The 16,360-nt window shown below is 68.9% G+C and carries 12 protein-coding genes; 6 read left to right on the top strand and 6 right to left on the bottom strand.

Features of this window, described 5'->3' with window-relative positions; all coding sequences use genetic code 11:
• Window positions 1-37 precede the first annotated feature (37 nt).
• The 4 genes from B0675_RS24290 to B0675_RS24275 all read left to right on the top strand — a co-directional run bounded on the left by B0675_RS24290 (window position 38) and on the right by B0675_RS24275 (window position 6,932).
• Complete coding sequence (locus tag B0675_RS24290; protein ID WP_081221028.1) at window positions 38-1,411, top strand: ATP-grasp domain-containing protein; 1,374 nt, start codon at window positions 38-40, stop codon at window positions 1,409-1,411.
• A complete protein-coding gene (locus B0675_RS24285; protein WP_081221025.1) occupies window positions 1,408-3,420 on the top strand; it encodes a PEP/pyruvate-binding domain-containing protein in 2,013 nt (670 codons plus the stop codon). The genes B0675_RS24290 and B0675_RS24285 overlap by 4 nt, the downstream gene beginning before the upstream one ends.
• Entirely contained in the window at window positions 3,417-4,790 is a 1,374-nt protein-coding gene (locus tag B0675_RS24280) for an MFS transporter (RefSeq protein WP_241539858.1), read from the top strand. The genes B0675_RS24285 and B0675_RS24280 overlap by 4 nt, the downstream gene beginning before the upstream one ends.
• A 498-nt stretch (window positions 4,791-5,288) precedes the next feature.
• The gene (locus B0675_RS24275) at window positions 5,289-6,932 is read left to right on the top strand and encodes a M4 family metallopeptidase (RefSeq protein WP_081221022.1); all 1,644 of its coding nucleotides are present in this window, start codon (window positions 5,289-5,291) and stop codon (window positions 6,930-6,932) included.
• A 181-nt stretch (window positions 6,933-7,113) separates the two neighbouring features.
• Here B0675_RS24275 and B0675_RS24270 read toward each other — a convergent pair whose 3' ends face one another.
• The 3 genes from B0675_RS24270 to B0675_RS24260 all read right to left on the bottom strand — a co-directional run bounded on the left by B0675_RS24270 (window position 7,114) and on the right by B0675_RS24260 (window position 10,942).
• Window positions 7,114-7,689 (bottom strand): DUF305 domain-containing protein, encoded by a 576-nt coding sequence (locus tag B0675_RS24270; RefSeq protein ID WP_143661085.1) that lies wholly within the window; start codon window positions 7,687-7,689, stop codon window positions 7,114-7,116.
• 11 nt (window positions 7,690-7,700) lie between these two features.
• Window positions 7,701-9,071 (bottom strand): DUF1996 domain-containing protein, encoded by a 1,371-nt coding sequence (locus B0675_RS24265; RefSeq protein WP_081221018.1) that lies wholly within the window; start codon window positions 9,069-9,071, stop codon window positions 7,701-7,703.
• Between the two features lie 152 nt (window positions 9,072-9,223).
• Complete coding sequence (locus B0675_RS24260) at window positions 9,224-10,942, bottom strand: discoidin domain-containing protein (protein ID WP_081221015.1); 1,719 nt, start codon at window positions 10,940-10,942, stop codon at window positions 9,224-9,226.
• Between the two features lie 328 nt (window positions 10,943-11,270).
• On the opposite strand from B0675_RS24260, the gene B0675_RS24255 reads away from it, so the two are divergent.
• The gene (locus tag B0675_RS24255; protein WP_081221012.1) at window positions 11,271-12,263 is read left to right on the top strand and encodes a LacI family DNA-binding transcriptional regulator; all 993 of its coding nucleotides are present in this window, start codon (window positions 11,271-11,273) and stop codon (window positions 12,261-12,263) included.
• 30 nt (window positions 12,264-12,293) lie between these two features.
• Here B0675_RS24255 and B0675_RS24250 read toward each other — a convergent pair whose 3' ends face one another.
• Window positions 12,294-12,647 (bottom strand): amphi-Trp domain-containing protein, encoded by a 354-nt coding sequence (locus B0675_RS24250; RefSeq protein ID WP_081221984.1) that lies wholly within the window; start codon window positions 12,645-12,647, stop codon window positions 12,294-12,296.
• Between the two features lie 557 nt (window positions 12,648-13,204).
• A complete protein-coding gene (locus B0675_RS24245) occupies window positions 13,205-13,765 on the bottom strand; it encodes an SMI1/KNR4 family protein (protein WP_081221009.1) in 561 nt (186 codons plus the stop codon).
• An 846-nt stretch (window positions 13,766-14,611) separates the two neighbouring features.
• On the opposite strand from B0675_RS24245, the gene B0675_RS24240 reads away from it, so the two are divergent.
• Complete coding sequence (locus tag B0675_RS24240) at window positions 14,612-14,968, top strand: hypothetical protein (protein WP_107482717.1); 357 nt, start codon at window positions 14,612-14,614, stop codon at window positions 14,966-14,968.
• Between the two features lie 149 nt (window positions 14,969-15,117).
• Here the strand turns inward: B0675_RS24240 and B0675_RS24235 are convergent, their stop codons facing one another.
• On the bottom strand, window positions 15,118-16,242 hold the full coding sequence (locus B0675_RS24235) for a DUF6183 family protein (RefSeq protein WP_081221982.1): 1,125 nt from the start codon (window positions 16,240-16,242) through the stop codon (window positions 15,118-15,120).
• Between the last annotated feature and the right edge of the window lie 118 nt (window positions 16,243-16,360).

Genomic DNA, 16,360 nt, shown 5'->3' with positions numbered 1-16,360 from the left:
ACAGCGAGTGCGTCGACTTCGAAGGAGATGGATCCACATGAGCCAGGTGCTGTACGTGCACGCCAAGGGCGGACCCCCGGTGGGCCATGCCTTAGCGCGGGTCGCCGCGAGGTCCCCGGTGCACCTGCTGGCGCTGAGCGAGCTGCCCGTCGAGGTGGCGGACGACGCGGCGCGACTGTGTGCCTCGGTCGTCACGCCGCCCGGGACGGAGCGCCGGGATCTGGTCGAGCTGATCACCGCCCGCGCCCGCGAGGTGGGGGCGGACGCGGTCGTCACCTTCTCCGAGTACGCGGTGGTCGCGGTGGCCGAGGCGTGCCGACTGCTCGGCCTGAGGGGTGCCGGGGCCGCCGCGTCCCTCGCCCGCGACAAACGGCTGATGCGTGCCACCTGGGATCGCCGCGGTGTGCCGCAGCCGCGCTTCCGTGCCGTCGCGAGCCTCGCCGAACTGGACCGGGCAGCCATCGAGTTGTCATGTCCTCTACTGCTCAAGTCCGCCTGGAGTGCGGGGTCGACCGCGCACCAGATCATCGACGAGCCCGGGCAGACGCGGCACGCCTGGCACCGCTCGCGTCAGGTGATGGCGGAGTCGGCACAGCTCGGCTTCGCCGAACTGCACGTGCCGGGCGCGTCGGAGGACTTCATCGTCGAGGAGATCGTCACCGGACGGGCCGAGGAGTGGTTCGACGGCCCCGGCTGGGGCGACTACGTGAGCGTCGAGGGCGCCGTCGTCGACGGTGAGTTCCGGCCGGTCTGCCTGAGCGGGCGGATGCCGACGGTGGCGCCGTTCACCGAGCGCGCCGGCATCACGCCGGCCGCCGTCGGGAGCGGAGCACAGGACAGGATCGTGGAGCTCGCCCGGCAGGCCGTGGACGCGTTGGAGCTGGAGAACTGCGGCACCCACACGGAGATCAAGCTCGGAGCGGACGGCCGGATGTGGGTCATCGAGACGGCCGCGCGGTTCGGCGGGGCGATGACCGTGCCGCAGATCGAGGAGGTCTTCGGCCTCGATCTGGTGGGTCTGTTCACCGATCAGCTGCTCGGCCGTTCGCCCGCCTGGCCCGCTCGCGCGCTGACGCCCGCGGACACCGAGCGCGCGGCGGGCTCGCTGGTGGTGCTCGCGGTCAACAGCGACGGCACCCCGTGGGCGCGGCGGGGCCGGTGGGACTCCTCGACGGTGGTCCGCGAGGCACCGGTCGGCGCGGACAGCACGCTGTCCGTGGTCCGGGAGAGCTCTCTGCCGGACGGCTCGCCGGTACCGGTCTACGACCCGGCGGGCGGCGCCAACACCATGGCCGGGCTGTGTCTCCTGTCGGCCGACCGGCCGCAGACGGTCGTCAGCGACTTCAGCGCCCTGGTGGAGGCCCTGCCGGACATCCTGCGGGTGGACGCCGCCGAGGAGGCTCGCGCATGACGGTCGCACAGGGCGAGACCCGCGCCCCCGACGCGGCGGGCGACGGAACCGTCGTCGGGGCCAATCTGTCGCTGCCCCTGTTCCGCACGCTGTCCGGCGTGCTCGCCGGACACCCGTACCTGAAGGTCGTGGTGGACCGGGCCGAGGACACCTGGCATCTGCTGGACACCCGGGTGCACCCCTTCCACGTCGACTACATCGCCACGCGCGTCCTCGGCATGACACCGCAGCAGCTCGACGCGGAGCTGGACGCCTTCAACGCCTCGGTGTACATGGCTCCGGACCGCCGCTTCCTGCTGGGAGTCCTCTCGTTGCACAGCGACGAGGACACCGACGGTGCCGAACGGCCCTTCCTCGTCCTGGAGACGACCGAGGCCGACACCATGCAAGGCCCCCTGCTCCAGGACTTCTACGACTACGTGCGCGTCCGTGTCGACGGCCGCCTCCCGTTGCTCCTGAAACCGGCGAACCACGGCCAGGAGCACGAACTCGCCACTGTCAGCGATGCCCGGCTCCCGAGGATCCTGAGCCAGGAGCTGTTCGGCAACCGCACCCGGACCTGCCTCAACCCGGGCGTGGCGCAGGGACGTCTGCGCTACTTCCGCAGCCCCCAGGAGTACCGCGCGGGCGCCGCCGCCCTGGGCTGGTCGGACATCGTCGCCATGGCGGGCCTGCCCGACGACGTGCCCCGAGTGGCAGGCTTCATCAACACCGCCGCCACGACACCGCTTTCGCACACGAACGTGCTGGCCTCGGGCTGGGGCATCCCGAACGCGATCATCCGTGACCTGGACGATCTCGTGGAACGGCACGGCCTGGACGACGCGTGGGTCGACTACCACGTACGGGAAGACACCATCACCCTGGAACGGCTGAGCCGCGCTCCCGCGCTGGAGCGGCCGGTCTGGGACACCCAGCGCATCCACCTCGGCGCCCCGCTCATCGGGGACGCGCCGATCATGGAACTGCGCCGGCTGCGGAGCGACGACCGCGACAGCTACGGCACCAAGGCCGCCCATCTCGGTGAACTGCACCATGTGCTGGACAGCCGCACCGCGGACCTGACCGCCTTCTACGCCCGCCCACGTCCGCCCCGGCCGGACCTGCTCGCCCATCTCGGCTCGCGGCTCGACGAGCCGGGAGCGTCCCTGGAGCGGCTCCGGTCCTCGGCAGCCGAACGCGTGGCGCAGACGGTCCGGGCCCCGCGGGGTGTCGCACTGCCCTTCCACCTGCACCATCTCTACCTGACCTCGTCGCCGGCCCTCCAACAGGGCATAGGCAAGCTCAAGATGGCGCTCGAACTCGACGCGCTCGACATGATCGACTCACTGTCGCTGGACCTCCAGCACCTGATGCGGAACACGCCGATGCCCGACGAGGTGGCGCGAGCCATCACCGGAGCGGTACCGCAGCTGCTGGCCGAAGGCCGCCGTCTCGTGGTGCGTTCCTCCTCCAACGCCGAGGACCTGCCGGGGTTCTCGGCGGCGGGGATCTACGACTCGGTGACGACCGTGCACGGCGCGCGACAGCTGTTGGACGCCGTCGTGCAGGTGTGGGCCTCGCTGCTGTCCCCGCGCAGCGTGCGCATGCGGCACCAGGTGGGCATCTCGCTCGACGACACCTACATGGGAGTGATCATCCAGGAGTACGCGTCGGCCGACCTCGGCGGCGTCCTGGTCACCTGCAACCCCACGCGCCGGGAGGACTTCCGCAACGTCTACCTCAACTGCACGCCCGGTTCGCCCGAGCGCGTGGTGGACGGCACGGTCCTGCCGCACCAGTACCTGTACAACACGGTGGAGGGCGGCGGCCGTACCGTGGCCGTCGGATCCTCGGGCACGGACCTGGCAGCGGGTACCCGGGCGGCGCTGGCCCGACTGGCCCTGGCGGGACGGCTGTTGCAGTCCCACTTCAGCACGGGCGACCCCGACGACGCCCTGGACATCGAGTGGCTGATGACGGACGAGGGGGCGTTCCAGCTGGTCCAGGTACGCCCGTACGCCCGATGACGCGCCGTAGGTTCCCCTTGCGGCGCCGCGCGCCCCAGAGGGATCTGACTCCGGCCGCCCGCCGTGTGATCCGCCTCAACAACGGGTTCCAGCTGCTGTTCAATCTGTTGTGGTGGATGCCCGTCTTCTACGCCTTCCAGCGTGACGCGGGCCTGTCCGACGGCCAGATCTTCGGCATCCAGAGCATCTACTACGTCGCCTTCTGCCTCTTCGAGATCCCCACCGGGCTCGTCGCCGACCGCATCGGAGCACGCAACTGCCTGTGGGCGGGCGCGGCGGTCATGACCGCGGCGAACATGATGCCGGTGTTCTCGCCCTCCTACACGGGCTTCCTCCTCCACTTCCTGGCCATCGCCGCGGGCCGCTCCCTGACATCGGGTGCGGCCAGTGCCTGCCTGTACGACGGGCTGCGCGCGGAGGGGGCGGACGCGCACTATCTCCGCGCGGAGGGCACGGCGCGTGCTCTGGGACTGGCCGCCAAGGTGGTCTGCTGGCCGCTCGTCGGGCCGCTGATGACGCTGGCTCCGCAGTCTCCGTACGTCCTGAGCGCGGCGAGCGCGGCAGGCTCCCTCGGATGCGCCCTGGCTCTGCCCCGGCTCGCTCCCCGCGACCCGGTCGCGGCGAAGCGCGGCTCCGGACAGGGCGGCACGGCACTGCTGCGCGACACCGGAGCCGCGTTGCGGGCCCTGCGGTCGTCGCCGTGGCTGACCCTGCTGATGGTGCAGGGCGTCGGCGTCTTCACGCTGTCACGGATCTGCCAGGTCAACCTCTTTCAGCCGGTGTTGCTGCACCATGGCATCGGTGAGGGCAGCCATGGCAGCGTGCTCGCGGCGATGACGGTCGCCGAGGCGGTCGCCTCGGCGCGGCCTCAGTGGCTGGGGTCGCGGCTCTCGCCCACGGCCTGGGTGTCCCTGCTGAGTGTGGGGCTCGCGGCCACGCTGGCGGCCACCGCCGTCGGCGGCCCGTGGGCCGTGGTGGGTCTGCTCTGCGCGTTCGCCGCGATCACCGGCTTCTGCTACCCGGTACAGCGCAAACTCATCAACGACGCGATCCCCGAGGGCGCTCCGCGCGCCACCCTGCTGTCGGTGGAGAGCATCGTGGACCGCGGGGTGTGCGCCCTGGCCGCGGTGGCCGCGGGTGCCTATCTGGCGGCGGACCGGATCGACGCGCTGCTGTGGCAGTCCGCCGCCGTCACATGTGGGGTGATCCTGGTTCTTCACCTGGCGCTGCGCCGCGTGCACCGGGCGCGGCGGGCTCCTGGAACGGACACCGCACACGGCGCCGTTCCGCGATCCAGGAAGGCGACGGCGCTCCCGGTCGACGAACCGGTCGCGCTCCCCGTCGACGAGGGCGCGGCCCCGCGGCACTGAACCGGCCCGGGACCGAGCGGGGCGCAAGCCGACCGGTTCCCCAAGATGCCTGCCGTGGCGCCGTGTTCGGCTCCGCGGCAGGCACCGACGGCTGCAAGGCCTGTCCCCGGCGAGCGGCAGGACCGGGCAGACCAGCAGGTTGTCAGGGTGGAGCCGGCTCCCGTGCCCGCCGTCGGGACGCAGCGGCCTTCACATCACACTGGTGGCTCTGTTCAACCAATTCGCGGCACATGCACAGGTGGAACGTGCCGTGCGTCGCTTGTGAAGGGCGCGTGGGGTTGTTGTCATTTGTGATCCCCATGCATGGCGCGAGCGCGATCACTGAGGTTGTCTCTGGGTGTCGGACCCAACTGCCCACGGAGTGTCGAGGATTGATGAATCGCGCACCTCCTTCGTCTGTTGTCATGCCCCTGCCTTTTCGGGGCGTGCCCTTCATGTAGCTCACACCGGCCGACTCCACACCGGCCGGAAAATCCCCCCACGGAAACTGGAGCTCGCATGACCTCCCGCACCACGCGCCACCAGCACGCGGCCCTCGCGGCATCCATCGCCGTCGCCACCGCGGCCGCCCTGATGAGCACCTCGCCCACCGCGTCGGCCGCCCCCCTGCCCACCGCCGACTCCGCGCGACCGGCTGCCGCACCCGTCGCGCTGTCGGCCTCCGCCCGCGCCGGCCTCCTGCACAACGCGCAGGCCAGGCTCGCCGAGACGACGAAGAACATAGGTCTCGGCGCCAAGGAGAAGCTGGTCGTCAAGGACGTCGTCAAGGACGCCGACGGCACCGTCCACACCCGCTACGAGCGCACCTACGAAGGCCTCCCGGTGCTCGGCGGCGACCTGATCGTGCACACCTCCGAAGCAGGCAGGACCGAAGGCGTCAGCAGAGCGTCGAAGGCCACGCTGAAGCTCGCCACGCTCACGCCGCGGGTCGGCGCGACCACGGCGCAGAAGCAGGCACTGAGCCTGGCGAAGAAGGACGGTTCGGCGAAGCCCACCACCGACCGGGCACCGCGCAAGGTCGTCTGGGCGGCGAGCGGCAAGCCCGTCCTCGCCTACGAGACCGTCATCGGCGGCTTCCAGGACGACGGCACACCGAACCGACTGCACGTCGTCACCGACGCGGCCACGGGAAAGAAGCTCTTCCAGTACCAGGGCATCGAGACCGGCGTGGGCAACACCCAGTACAGCGGCAAGGTCGACCTCTCCACCACGCAGTCGGGCTCGTCCTACACCCTCACCGACGACACCCGCGGCGGCCACAAGACCTACAACCTGGACCACAAGCAGGACGGCACCGGCACGCTGTTCTCCCAGGACAGCGACACCTGGGGCGACGGGAAGACCACCAACGCCGCGACCGCCGCCGCGGACGCCGCCTACGGCGCGCAGGTGACCTGGGACTTCTACAAGAACACCTTCGGGCGCAGCGGCATCAAGAACGACGGCAAGGCCGCCTACTCCCGCGTGCACTACGGCAACGCCTATGTGAACGCGTTCTGGGACGACAGCTGCTTCTGCATGACCTACGGCGACGGCACGAACGACAGCGACCCGCTGACCTCGCTCGACGTCGCCGGCCACGAGATGAGCCACGGCGTCACCGCCAACACCGCCGGGCTGGAGTACAGCGGTGAATCGGGCGGACTGAACGAGGCCACGAGCGACATCATGGGAACCGGCGTCGAGTTCGCCGCGAACAACAGCACCGACGCCGGCGACTACCTCATCGGCGAGAAGATCGACATCAACGGCGACGGCACACCGCTGCGCTACATGGACAAGCCCAGCAAGGACGGCGGTTCCGCCGACTACTGGACCTCGTCCGTGGGCAACGAGGACGTTCACTACTCGTCCGGCGTCGCCAACCACTTCTTCTACCTGCTGTCCGAGGGCAGCGGCGCGAAGACCATCGGCGGCGTCGACTACGACTCGCCGACCAAGGACGGCTCCAAGGTCACCGGGATCGGCCGGGACAAGGCCCTCCAGATCTGGTACAAGGCGCTGACGACCTACTTCACGTCCACCACCGACTACGCCGACGCCCGCAAGGGCACACTCTCCGCGGCCGGCGACCTGTACGGCGCCGACAGCGCCGAGTACAAGGCCGTCGAGGCCGCCTGGACCGGGGTCGACGTGCACTGAGTCGTCCCCCTCCCGCCCGCACAGGATGGCACCCGGACCGCGGTCCGGGTGCCATCCTGTGCTGCCTCGTCCGTAGGCGAGGCGGTCGGCTGGGAGAGCTGTTCGGTTCCCGGCGGATTCCGTCAGGGATCGACGCAGCAGCCGGTGCGTCGACCCCTGTTGCGGCTTCCCTTCTCTTCGATCACCCGGCCGTGGCTCCGCCCGGCGATGACGCTTCCGCCGGGCGCACCTCGTCGAGCCGGGATGTCTGCGCGGTCGTGTCCTTTGCGATGGTGGCGGCCAGGTCCTGCGCCGTGCTCGCATGCCCCTGGGTCTGCTCGCCGGCACAGAGCAGCGCGGATTGTGCGAGGTGGGCGTGCAGTGCTTCCGCGAGGAGCCGGTCGAACGCCTTGCCGGTCAGGGTGCCTGCCCGCTCGATGGTGGGGAGGCTGACCATGCCGGGCATGTTGTGCCCTTCGTGGGGTCGGCTGTCGGGAACCCCGGAGAGGTCCAGGAGTCGGTGCAGGCGCTTCTGGTCTTCGCGAAGTTGTGTTCCGGTGTCGGCCGCCAGTGCCGCCAGTGCCGGACTTGCCGCGTGGGAGGGTGCGAGATCGGTCAGTGCCTGCGCACGCTCGGCCATGGGGATCATCAACTGGATCCAGGCGATGTCGGTCGGACTGAAGGCTGTCGTCGGCGATGCGCCGGTCCGGGACGACGTGCCGGCTGTCGGCTGCGAGGTGCAGCCGACAGCCAGCAGCGCCATGACGGTGGCGCACACCAGACGCAGGGTCAGAAGGTGCCGGCGGAGTTGCACTTGGCCTTCTGAACGATGCAGTCCTTCACGCGATGTCCCAGGGCGGCGTTGTCCCACGCGTTGAAGAAGTCACCGTGGATGGAGGAGGCCATGCCCGAGGCGAGTCGGAGACCCGCCGCGCTGCCGCTGGTCGGGTAGCTGACCACGAAGGAGAGGTTGGGGATGGCGACGGGATAGGCGCCGCTGCACTTGCCGTCGTAGGTGTAGGCGACGTGGGACTTGTGGTCGGGACTGTCCAGGTTCTTGCCGTCCCAGCAGTCGGGGAAGACGAGTTGGTGGGTGAGATGGGCGGTGGGGGCGCAGACCGGCCAGTTGCCGTCGGTGCTGCGGCCGATCTCGCCGCCCGGACCGGCGCACCAGTACTGGCCGGGTGATCCCGCCGGCGTGGGTGTCTGGGCCTTGGCGTCGCCCGCGATCATGCGGAATCCCTCGGGGAAGGGCAGGGTTGCCGCGGGGTCGGGCAGCCGGGAACCGTAGTAGACGATCATGTTCTGCGGTTCGACGGCCTTGGTGCCCTCGTACAGGCTGGGGATCCAGTACGCGGAGAGGTCGTCCGCAGGCGCGCAGGTGGTCGCGGCGTTGCCGCGCAGGGACTGGGCTGTGGAGAAGGCGTCGGTGCTCTTGTTGCCGAAGAAGCTGTGCATGTGGGATGCCCCGGCCAGGTTCGGCAGCACGATGGGGTCGTCCTGCTTGGAGTGGCTGTAGTCGCAGGTGGCGTTGAACTCCGGAACCCGGACCACGTCGGCGGGCACGGGCGCGGCCGTCATCGCACGGAACTGTGCCACCTGGGCGTTCCACTTGGCTTGGTCGATCGGCACCCAACCCGCGGCCGGACCGCTGCCTTCACCGACGAAGGAGAACCAGTTGATGTTGACGAAGTCGCCGGGTGTCGTGCTGCGGAGAACGGCGAAGACGGTCTGCGTACCCGTGGGGTGGGTGGTGACGTCGGTGGTCCGGGTCGCCCAGTTCTGCCAGCCACCGGTGGGGGCGGTCTGCAGGACGGCGAGGAGCGGTCCGGTCGCGCTGGTGGTGCGCAGCTCGATCGTGCCCGTACCGACCGCGGAGGCGATCCGCGCCGACACGGTCAGCCGGCCGGCTGTGCCGAGGTCGACGTTGTCGAAGCGCATCCAGTCGCCGTCGGCGAGGAACGCCGCGTTCTGCCCTCCTCCCGCGTCCGCGGTCCCTTCCAGGGCGACCCCTGACTGGGCGGCGTAGGACTCGGCCTGGACGGTGACCGTGGCGGCTCGCGCCTGCTGCGTGGAGACGGTCAGGCTCAAGGCCGCGGCCAGGGCGACCACCAGCGCTTCCACTAACAGCGTGTACAGACGTGCGGGTTGTCTGTGCATCTCACTTCCTTCACGTGCGTCGGGGGTGAAGAGCCGGAGAGGTGGTGGGACGAGAGGGTGACTGTTCGGAGATCCGGGTGGCCTCGGTCGTCGCACCGCCGGGGGGGGGAACGGACCGAGCGGCTTGGATGGTCGCGGACGTCAACCGGTGCCTATTGGTAGACCCGCACGTAGTCGACGAGCATCCTGGCCGGGAAGGGCGTGGTGGCGTCGGTCGGGCCGGGCCAGTCGCCGCCGACCGCGAGGTTGAGGATCATGTAGTGCGGGTGGTCGAAGATCCACGGTCCTCGGGTCTGCTCCACCTGTTCCTTGTCCAGGGTGAACACAGTCTGGCCGTCGAGGCTGAAGGTGATGCCCTTGCTGTTCCAGTCGGCGGCCCAGGTGTGGAAGTCGGCGGAGAAGTCCGCGCTTTGGGGCAACTTGTAGGGTGAGCCGATGCCGCCTCCGCCGTTGTAGGCGGGTGCGTGGACCGTCGAGTAGGCGGTCTTCACGTCCTTCCCGAGAATCTCCATGATGTCGACCTCACCGTTGTACGGCCACGGCCGGCCGGTCAGGAAGTCGGCACCCATCATCCAGAACGCGGGCCACAGTCCGTTGCCCTTGGGGACCTTGATGCGTGCTTCGACGCGTCCGTAGGTGAACTGGAAGGAGGCGCCGGTGTTCATGCGCGCCGAGGTGTACTGGCAGGTGGTGCTGCCGCTCAGAGGATCGCTCGGGCACGACGATCCCGCGGTGGCCTCCTTGCGTGCCTCCATGACCAGGTGCCCGGATCCGTCCATCGCCGCGTTGCGGTGGTCGGTGTAGTACTCCAGTTCACCGTTCTGCCCGGTCCCGGGATCAGCTCGCCACTTCGAAGCGTCCGGCTTGTTCCCTGCGGCACCGTCGAACTCGTCGCTCCAGACCAGGCGCGGCGGGTTCGCGGGATCGCTCGGCAGGGGAGGCGCCGGCAACGGATCGCCGCCGGTGCCGTACACCCGGAACTCCCACAGCGAGTAGCCGTACGGGGTGGCACGTTCCGTGCCGTACATGCGCACGTAGCGACCGGTGCCGGACACGGCGAGTGTCTGCTTGAATCCCGTGCCGGACGTCGTCGAATAGATGGGCGTCCAGTCCTGCCCGTTCGGCGAGACCTGGATCTGGAAGGACTTGGCGTAGGCGGGATCCCACTGCAGGACGACCTTGCTGATCTGCGCGGTCGCGCCCAGATCGACGGAGATCCAGCCCGGATCGGTCCATCCCGTGGTGGTGCTGGTCGCCCAGCGCGAGGCCGGATCGCGGTCGAAGGCCCGGGCCGGCGTGCACTCCCAGCAGTTCTGATCGCTCTGGGAGGAGGAGGCGGCTCCCGTCCTGCCGTAGGAGAGGAGGGTGGCGGTGCCACCGGTGCCACCCGAGCCGTCGCCGTACACCTGGAACTCCCACAGCGAGTAGCCGTATTGGGTGCTGCGCTGCGTGCCGTACATCCGTACGTAGCGGCCCGTGCCGGTCACGGCCAGGCTCTGGGTACCGCCCGTGCCCGTGGTCGTCTGGTGGACGACCGTCCACTGCTGCGCGTTGTCCGAGACCTCGATCCGGAACGCTTTGCCGTACGCAGCCTCCCAGTTGAGCGTGACACGACTGATCTTCGCGCTGGACCCCAGGTCGATCTGGATCCACTGCGGATCGGTGAATGCGCTGGACCACCGGGTGCCTGGGTCGCCGTCGACGGCGTTGCGGGCGTCGAAGGGTCCCTCGGCGCTCGAAGCGGTGGCGGTCTTGCCCTGCGAGAGCAGGACCTCGGCCGCCTGAGCGGGTGGGGCGGGCAGTGCGACGAAAGCAATCAGCGAAGCAGCAACTGCCAAAAAGAGGCCAAATCTGCGGACGAGCGTTTGCATCTGCGACTCCTCAAGTGGGGTTTGAGGCGAGGGAGCGCTCCCTGAGGGGAGAATGGAGGGGGTGTCAGAGACTGTCAAGTCCGTTAGCCACAAAGAAATTTGAGCACCATGATCGCCTCATGCTTCGAGGGAGCGGTTCCTGAACGCCGTCCCCTCACGGCAAACAGGCACGGTGTACCGCAAAGCGATTCAGGCCATCAAGCAGGTCTGAGGCGTCCGGCCTGCGGATACGCTGCTGGCATCGCCACGACGCAAAGCCGGAGGTCGCCCCGATGAGAAATCCCGTCCCAGACACGTACGTGGGCGGCGGCAGGGAGGACGACCAGGCATGAAGCGCCCCACTCTCGAAGTGGTCGCCGCCCGGGCGGGCGTGTCCAAATCGAGCGTCTCCCGCGTCATCAACGGCGAGACGACCGTTGCCCCACAGATCCGAGACGTCGTGATGCGCGCTGTCCACGAACTCGGGTATGTGCCCAACGGAGCAGCACGCAACCTCGTCACGCGTCGCACCGACACCCTCGCCCTGGTGGTCTCCGACCCGCCGCAAGGCGTCGTGTCCGACGACCCCCTCTTCTCGGCCGTCGTGCGCGCGGTCAGCCGGGAACTGGAAAGCGCCGGCAAGCGACTCGTACTCATGCTCGCGGAGTCGGACCAGAGTCGCACCAGAGTGGAGCAGTACGTCGCCGGCGGGCACGTGGACGGCGTCCTCCTCGTCGCCCTGCACGGTACGGATCCGCTGCCCACAGCACTGGCCCGGCAGGGCCTGCCCGTCGTCTCCTTCAACCGCACCTCAGCACACGACGTCCCCTACGTGGCCCTGGACAACGCCGGTGGGGCGGCGCTGGCGGTCCGTCACCTTCTCGAACGTGGCCGCCGCCGTATCTCGACCATCACCGGACCGCTCGAACTGCACGAGGCGCGGGAACGCCTCGACGGCTACCGCCGAACGCTCCGCGACACCGGCCGTCGCTCCATCGTGGCCCTGGGCGACTTCACCAGGGTCTCCGGCGCCGAAGCCATGCGTCAGCTCCTGGATGACGATCCCGACCTCGACGCGGTGTTCGCGGCCAACGACCTGATGGCGATCGGAGCCCTTCGCACCCTCCACCAAGCCGGACGCCGCGTCCCCGAGGACGTCGCCGTCGTCGGCTTCGACGACATAGAGGCCGCGTCCTACACGACCCCCGCCCTCACCTCGGTACGCAGTCCCATGGCCGACCAGGCAACCGCCGCCGTCCACCTGCTCCTCGGCCTCATCGGCGGCGGCCCCTCGAACCCGGTGATCATGCCGAACGAGCTGGTGGTGCGTGAATCGACCTGAGGGGCCCTCCGCTTCTTGACAGGTCCCCTCTCAGGACTTCCGCCTCGCCGTCCTTGCCTTCTTGGTTGCCGTCCCGCTGCGTGCCGGGGTCGCGGGCTTGGCCTGTCGAGGTGTGGCGTCCTCCGCGACGGCGCCGGCTCGCGACGCCCGGGCCCGGGATGATGTCGGCCATTTGAACTCGATTTCCAGCTCGATCTCTCCACCGCTGACCTCGACCTCTATCTCGCTGCGGAGGTCGTCGGGGATCCGAAGGTTCAGCTTTCCGGACCCGAGCTCCAGTTCGGCCTCTCCTCCGTCCCGCAGAGCGGTGGCCAGCGCCGTGAGCTGGTCAGCGGCCTCCTGACGCGACATAGAGCGCTTCTGCTCGAACTTGAGATCTCTCATCATGTCTCCGATCGGCATATCGCTCGGCGCCCGGTCCGCCCCGCACAGCCACACGTGAGGCCAGTCGGAGTACTTCCAATCTGGCTCTTCCGGGCCCGCCTCGCACGTCGGGCCCGGATCGGATGCCCTGGGCGACCGCACGGTCACCCCCAGCGGGTGAAGCCGTCCCGCCACCGCGTGCCCACGCTGAACAGCGCCGACGGCGAACGTGCCGCACAACGGGAAGGCTCCACGACACCCTGGACACGGCACGGGAGACCGACAGCGGCACAGCGATCGAGGAACTCACGTGGCCCGATCCCGACGGCACACCCCGGTTCTGGAGCACGCTCTGGTTCTTCCTGGCGATCCTGTGGTTCGTCCTGCTCCCGCCGCCTGACGGGCTGCCCTCCCCCGGCTCCGGGGAGGCAAGGGAGGCCAGCAAGACCACCTGGTGTCAAGGTGCGCTCCAGCACTCAGAGTTGCGCACCGGCCGGTCAGAAGCAGATCGCCCGAGGCTCACGGGACCGCGTCGAGTTTCTCACCATGCGCGGACAACAACACGGCTCCCTGAGGAGTCACGCGGCGTCGTACCAGGGCTTGTTCTCCGCCCAGTGCCGGACCCAGCCGGCAAACCCGGGCTCGGCGGTGGTGAAGCCGAACTGTGCGCCGAAGGGAACAGCGCCGACGTCGCTGATCATCCAGACGTGCCCTCGGTGAGGTCCGGTGACGACGAGGTGCCAGTTCATCGCGCAGCCGTCGGTGCCGAGCACGACAGAGCCGTGGTTGTAGACCTGCTCAAGGATCTCGTCGGCGTCCTCGGCGGGGTCCGAGTCGTCCTCCCACAACCATGCCTCCACGAGGGGAAACGGCCTGCTCAGGTCGCGTTCCTGCTCTTCGTCACCCCAGTCGTCCGGCAGCTCCGCCACTGGCATCAGGCCGTACTCCGGCGGACCGGAGTACGAGCCGTCCGATATCTCGGCGACGAAGGTCCGATACGGCTCGGGCATCACGATCCCGTGCCCTGCCTCGAAGGCCTGCACCGCCTCCCATCCAAGGGCCGACTCAGCTCCGCCATCCCCATCGAACACCGCACGAAGCGCCGCGAGTTCAGCAGGGTCGGCCTGATCACTGTTCATGCGGCATGGATACCACTCGGCTCCGACAAGGTCGGACTCGTGCGGGGACTCAACCCATGACCGCGGTTGGCGGCCGCGGCGGTGAAGGTGGTCAGTTCCGGTGGGACCCGCGTCAGCGCGCTGCACCTTGGCCGGTCCAGCGGGTGATTCGCCGGTTCAGCGGTGTGTTCTCAAACCCGCCGCGATGAGTACACGGCATCCGAGCGCCGATCCACGCCGGCCACTCAGGTTCCCCAACACGCGGCATACGCCACCCAGGGCCGACCCGCTCAGCTCCGCGGCCCCTCTCCACGACCTTGACCGGCAGGACGCATCACAGGCCGAGCCAGCCGTACAGGCGCGGATGCCGCGCGTCGGCCGTGCACTCGTGACCGAAGCCGCCCGTGCGCGCAGTTGACGGGTCGTAGACCGAACCGTAGGGATCGGAACTGAGCGTCCTCGCGGGACAGCCGGGGCCGACAGGCTGCACCGACCACCAGGCAAACAGACACAGCCCAGCAAGGACGATCAAGCTGACTTTGCCTCGAGGCGAGCGGAACAGCACAGACGGAGACACCCCCGGATCGTACGCGCACACCTTTCCCGTCTCACCGGCGCCCGACCACATCGCCACCGTCTTCTCTCGGCTGTCCCGCGACGGCGCCCTCGGCGATCCTCTGGGTGGGGGGATGACCGGCGAAGGAGTCGCAAGCGGGCGACCAGGCAGGCCGTGGAGCGTGTGAAGACCTGCGAGGCAAATCATGTCCCCGGCACGCGGAAGGCCACCCGGGCCGATGTTGGTGTCGAGGCCTAACCGAGACGCAGATACTCATCGACAACCAGGAGTCCCGGGACCAGAATTCGAAGGTGCCGAATGTCAGCGCCATGAACGAGCGGGAGTACTTTGCCCAGTTCGCCAAACGGACTGGCATGTTCATAGGCCGCACATCCCTGACCGGCGTGACCGCCTTCATGGTGGGCTACGACCAGGCAGCCCAACGGCACGGAGGGCTGGGCCTATTCGGCTGGCGAGACTGGCTGATGACGCATTATCAGGTCAGTGCCAACCTCATCTGGGAAGCCCAGATCCGGCAGATCGCCCTGCCGGGCCGGGAGGGAACCTGGGACCTCACGCCGGAACAGGAAGCCCACGTCCTCAAGGTGCTCTTCGAGCTGTTCGACAAGTTCCTCGCCGAACGGGAGAGCGTAGCGTCGGGGTCGTAGTGCGCCTTCCGAATCCTGGGAGGGTCCGCGCAGCCCGACATCGCGCGACGCGACTCCGCTCGCCGGCGATAGAGGAAGTCCAGCGATCCGAGCAGGCAGGCAGCGTTGCGTCCGAACTCAGGCCCGTCCGCGTACGAACCACGGGCGTCTCAGTCGGTGTCGGTCGCGGCAAGCACCGCCAGGCGCCGACGGTCTGGGGAAAGTACGGCCAGACCGACGTCCCAGGCCACCTGGTCGAACCACTTCGTGTCGGCACCGAAACTGTGCCACAAACAGTCCAACGCATGTGCTTCGACCTCAGCGACGATGGATCCGTCCGGGCTTCCGGCCAGCGCGGCCATCGACTGCCAGGCCGCGAGTCGGCCGTAGGCGCCGTAAGAACCGGAGTTGTACGCCCCTCCCGTCGATGCCGCCGCGAAGAGCACGCGCCATGCCTCGGAGAGCGGACTGACAGCTACCGACAGAGGGACCTTCTTACCTGCTCCCTGCAGACACTCCAGCCCCAGCGTCAGAAGCGCGGTCGGGACCGACTCGGCATCCAGGGGTTCCGCCAGGCCGAACACGCGCGCCTCGATGCGCCCGTTGGATTCTTCGCTCCAGTTCGCCACAGCCCTGCCCATCGCCTCGGCGGCGGGCTGTGTTGTCGTCTCCTCCGCCGACGGGATGCGCGCGTCGGCGATCACCGTCAGTTCGCGGCTCTCCGAGGGTCCGTACGGCATCGCGTGGCTGCTGCCTCGGATGCTGTAGCTCGGCAGATCCGCATGTCCCTCCACGTCTGACCGAGTCAGAGGCAGCCGGCCCAGCGGGTGATGACTCCAATGCGGCGACGTCGCCCAACCCGCGATCCCCGGCGTGTCCTCGACGAACACGCCCCTCAGTACCAGTTCATGAACAAGGCAAGCCCGAAGCTCCTCCGAAGCACGACCGGTGAACGCCGCAACCAGGTCGGTCGCCTCGTGGCTGGAAGCCAGCAATGAGGCCGTGTAGCGATCCAGCTTCCGGCTGGTGACCTCATCCGATGAGGCCAGCCGCAGCGCCTGGGTGACATTCTCGGGACCGGCAGTGGTAGCCAGCAACCGAAGCAGATGGTCGAAGACGCTTCGTTGCTGCCAGATCTGCTCCCCGGTGCCGTACGTCCTCGCAAGAGCGATGCCAAGGTCCGCCGCAAAGGCGGCATCCCCCTGCGCGACCCGACCATCAACCACGGCCCAAACGTCGGTGACGCTCTTCAGGTCCGGCAGCCCCGTTACGATCTTCTCTATCTCATCAGCCACGGCCCCGAGCCTACGCACCCGACCGCCCCGGTCCGGGGGACCGCCCCTGACGCCAGAACGGGCGCACCCACAGAACCCAGGCGCTGAGTATTCTCTGGCGATCTCAGCAGGGACACAC

Origin of the sequence: Streptomyces sp. M41(2017) (genome assembly GCF_002078175.1) — a bacterium.
Classification (GTDB): domain Bacteria; phylum Actinomycetota; class Actinomycetes; order Streptomycetales; family Streptomycetaceae; genus Streptomyces.
Note: the sequence above shows the minus strand (reverse complement) of the source record. Positions and strands in the feature narration are given on the sequence as shown.

What these genes read in the sequence shown, in the direction of transcription:
- B0675_RS24285 (WP_081221025.1), top strand. Translation starts at nt 1,408, where the DNA reads ATGACGGTCGCACAGGGCGAGACCCGCGCCCCCGACGCGGCGGGCGAC.
- B0675_RS24265 (WP_081221018.1), bottom strand. Translation starts at nt 9,071, where the DNA reads ATGCACAGACAACCCGCACGTCTGTACACGCTGTTAGTGGAAGCGCTG.
- B0675_RS24260 (WP_081221015.1), bottom strand. Translation starts at nt 10,942, where the DNA reads ATGCAAACGCTCGTCCGCAGATTTGGCCTCTTTTTGGCAGTTGCTGCT.
- B0675_RS24250 (WP_081221984.1), bottom strand. Translation starts at nt 12,647, where the DNA reads ATGAGAGATCTCAAGTTCGAGCAGAAGCGCTCTATGTCGCGTCAGGAG.
- B0675_RS24280 (WP_241539858.1), top strand. Translation starts at nt 3,417, where the DNA reads ATGACGCGCCGTAGGTTCCCCTTGCGGCGCCGCGCGCCCCAGAGGGAT.
- B0675_RS24245 (WP_081221009.1), bottom strand. Translation starts at nt 13,765, where the DNA reads ATGAACAGTGATCAGGCCGACCCTGCTGAACTCGCGGCGCTTCGTGCG.
- B0675_RS24275 (WP_081221022.1), top strand. Translation starts at nt 5,289, where the DNA reads ATGACCTCCCGCACCACGCGCCACCAGCACGCGGCCCTCGCGGCATCC.
- B0675_RS24255 (WP_081221012.1), top strand. Translation starts at nt 11,271, where the DNA reads ATGAAGCGCCCCACTCTCGAAGTGGTCGCCGCCCGGGCGGGCGTGTCC.
- B0675_RS24290 (WP_081221028.1), top strand. Translation starts at nt 38, where the DNA reads ATGAGCCAGGTGCTGTACGTGCACGCCAAGGGCGGACCCCCGGTGGGC.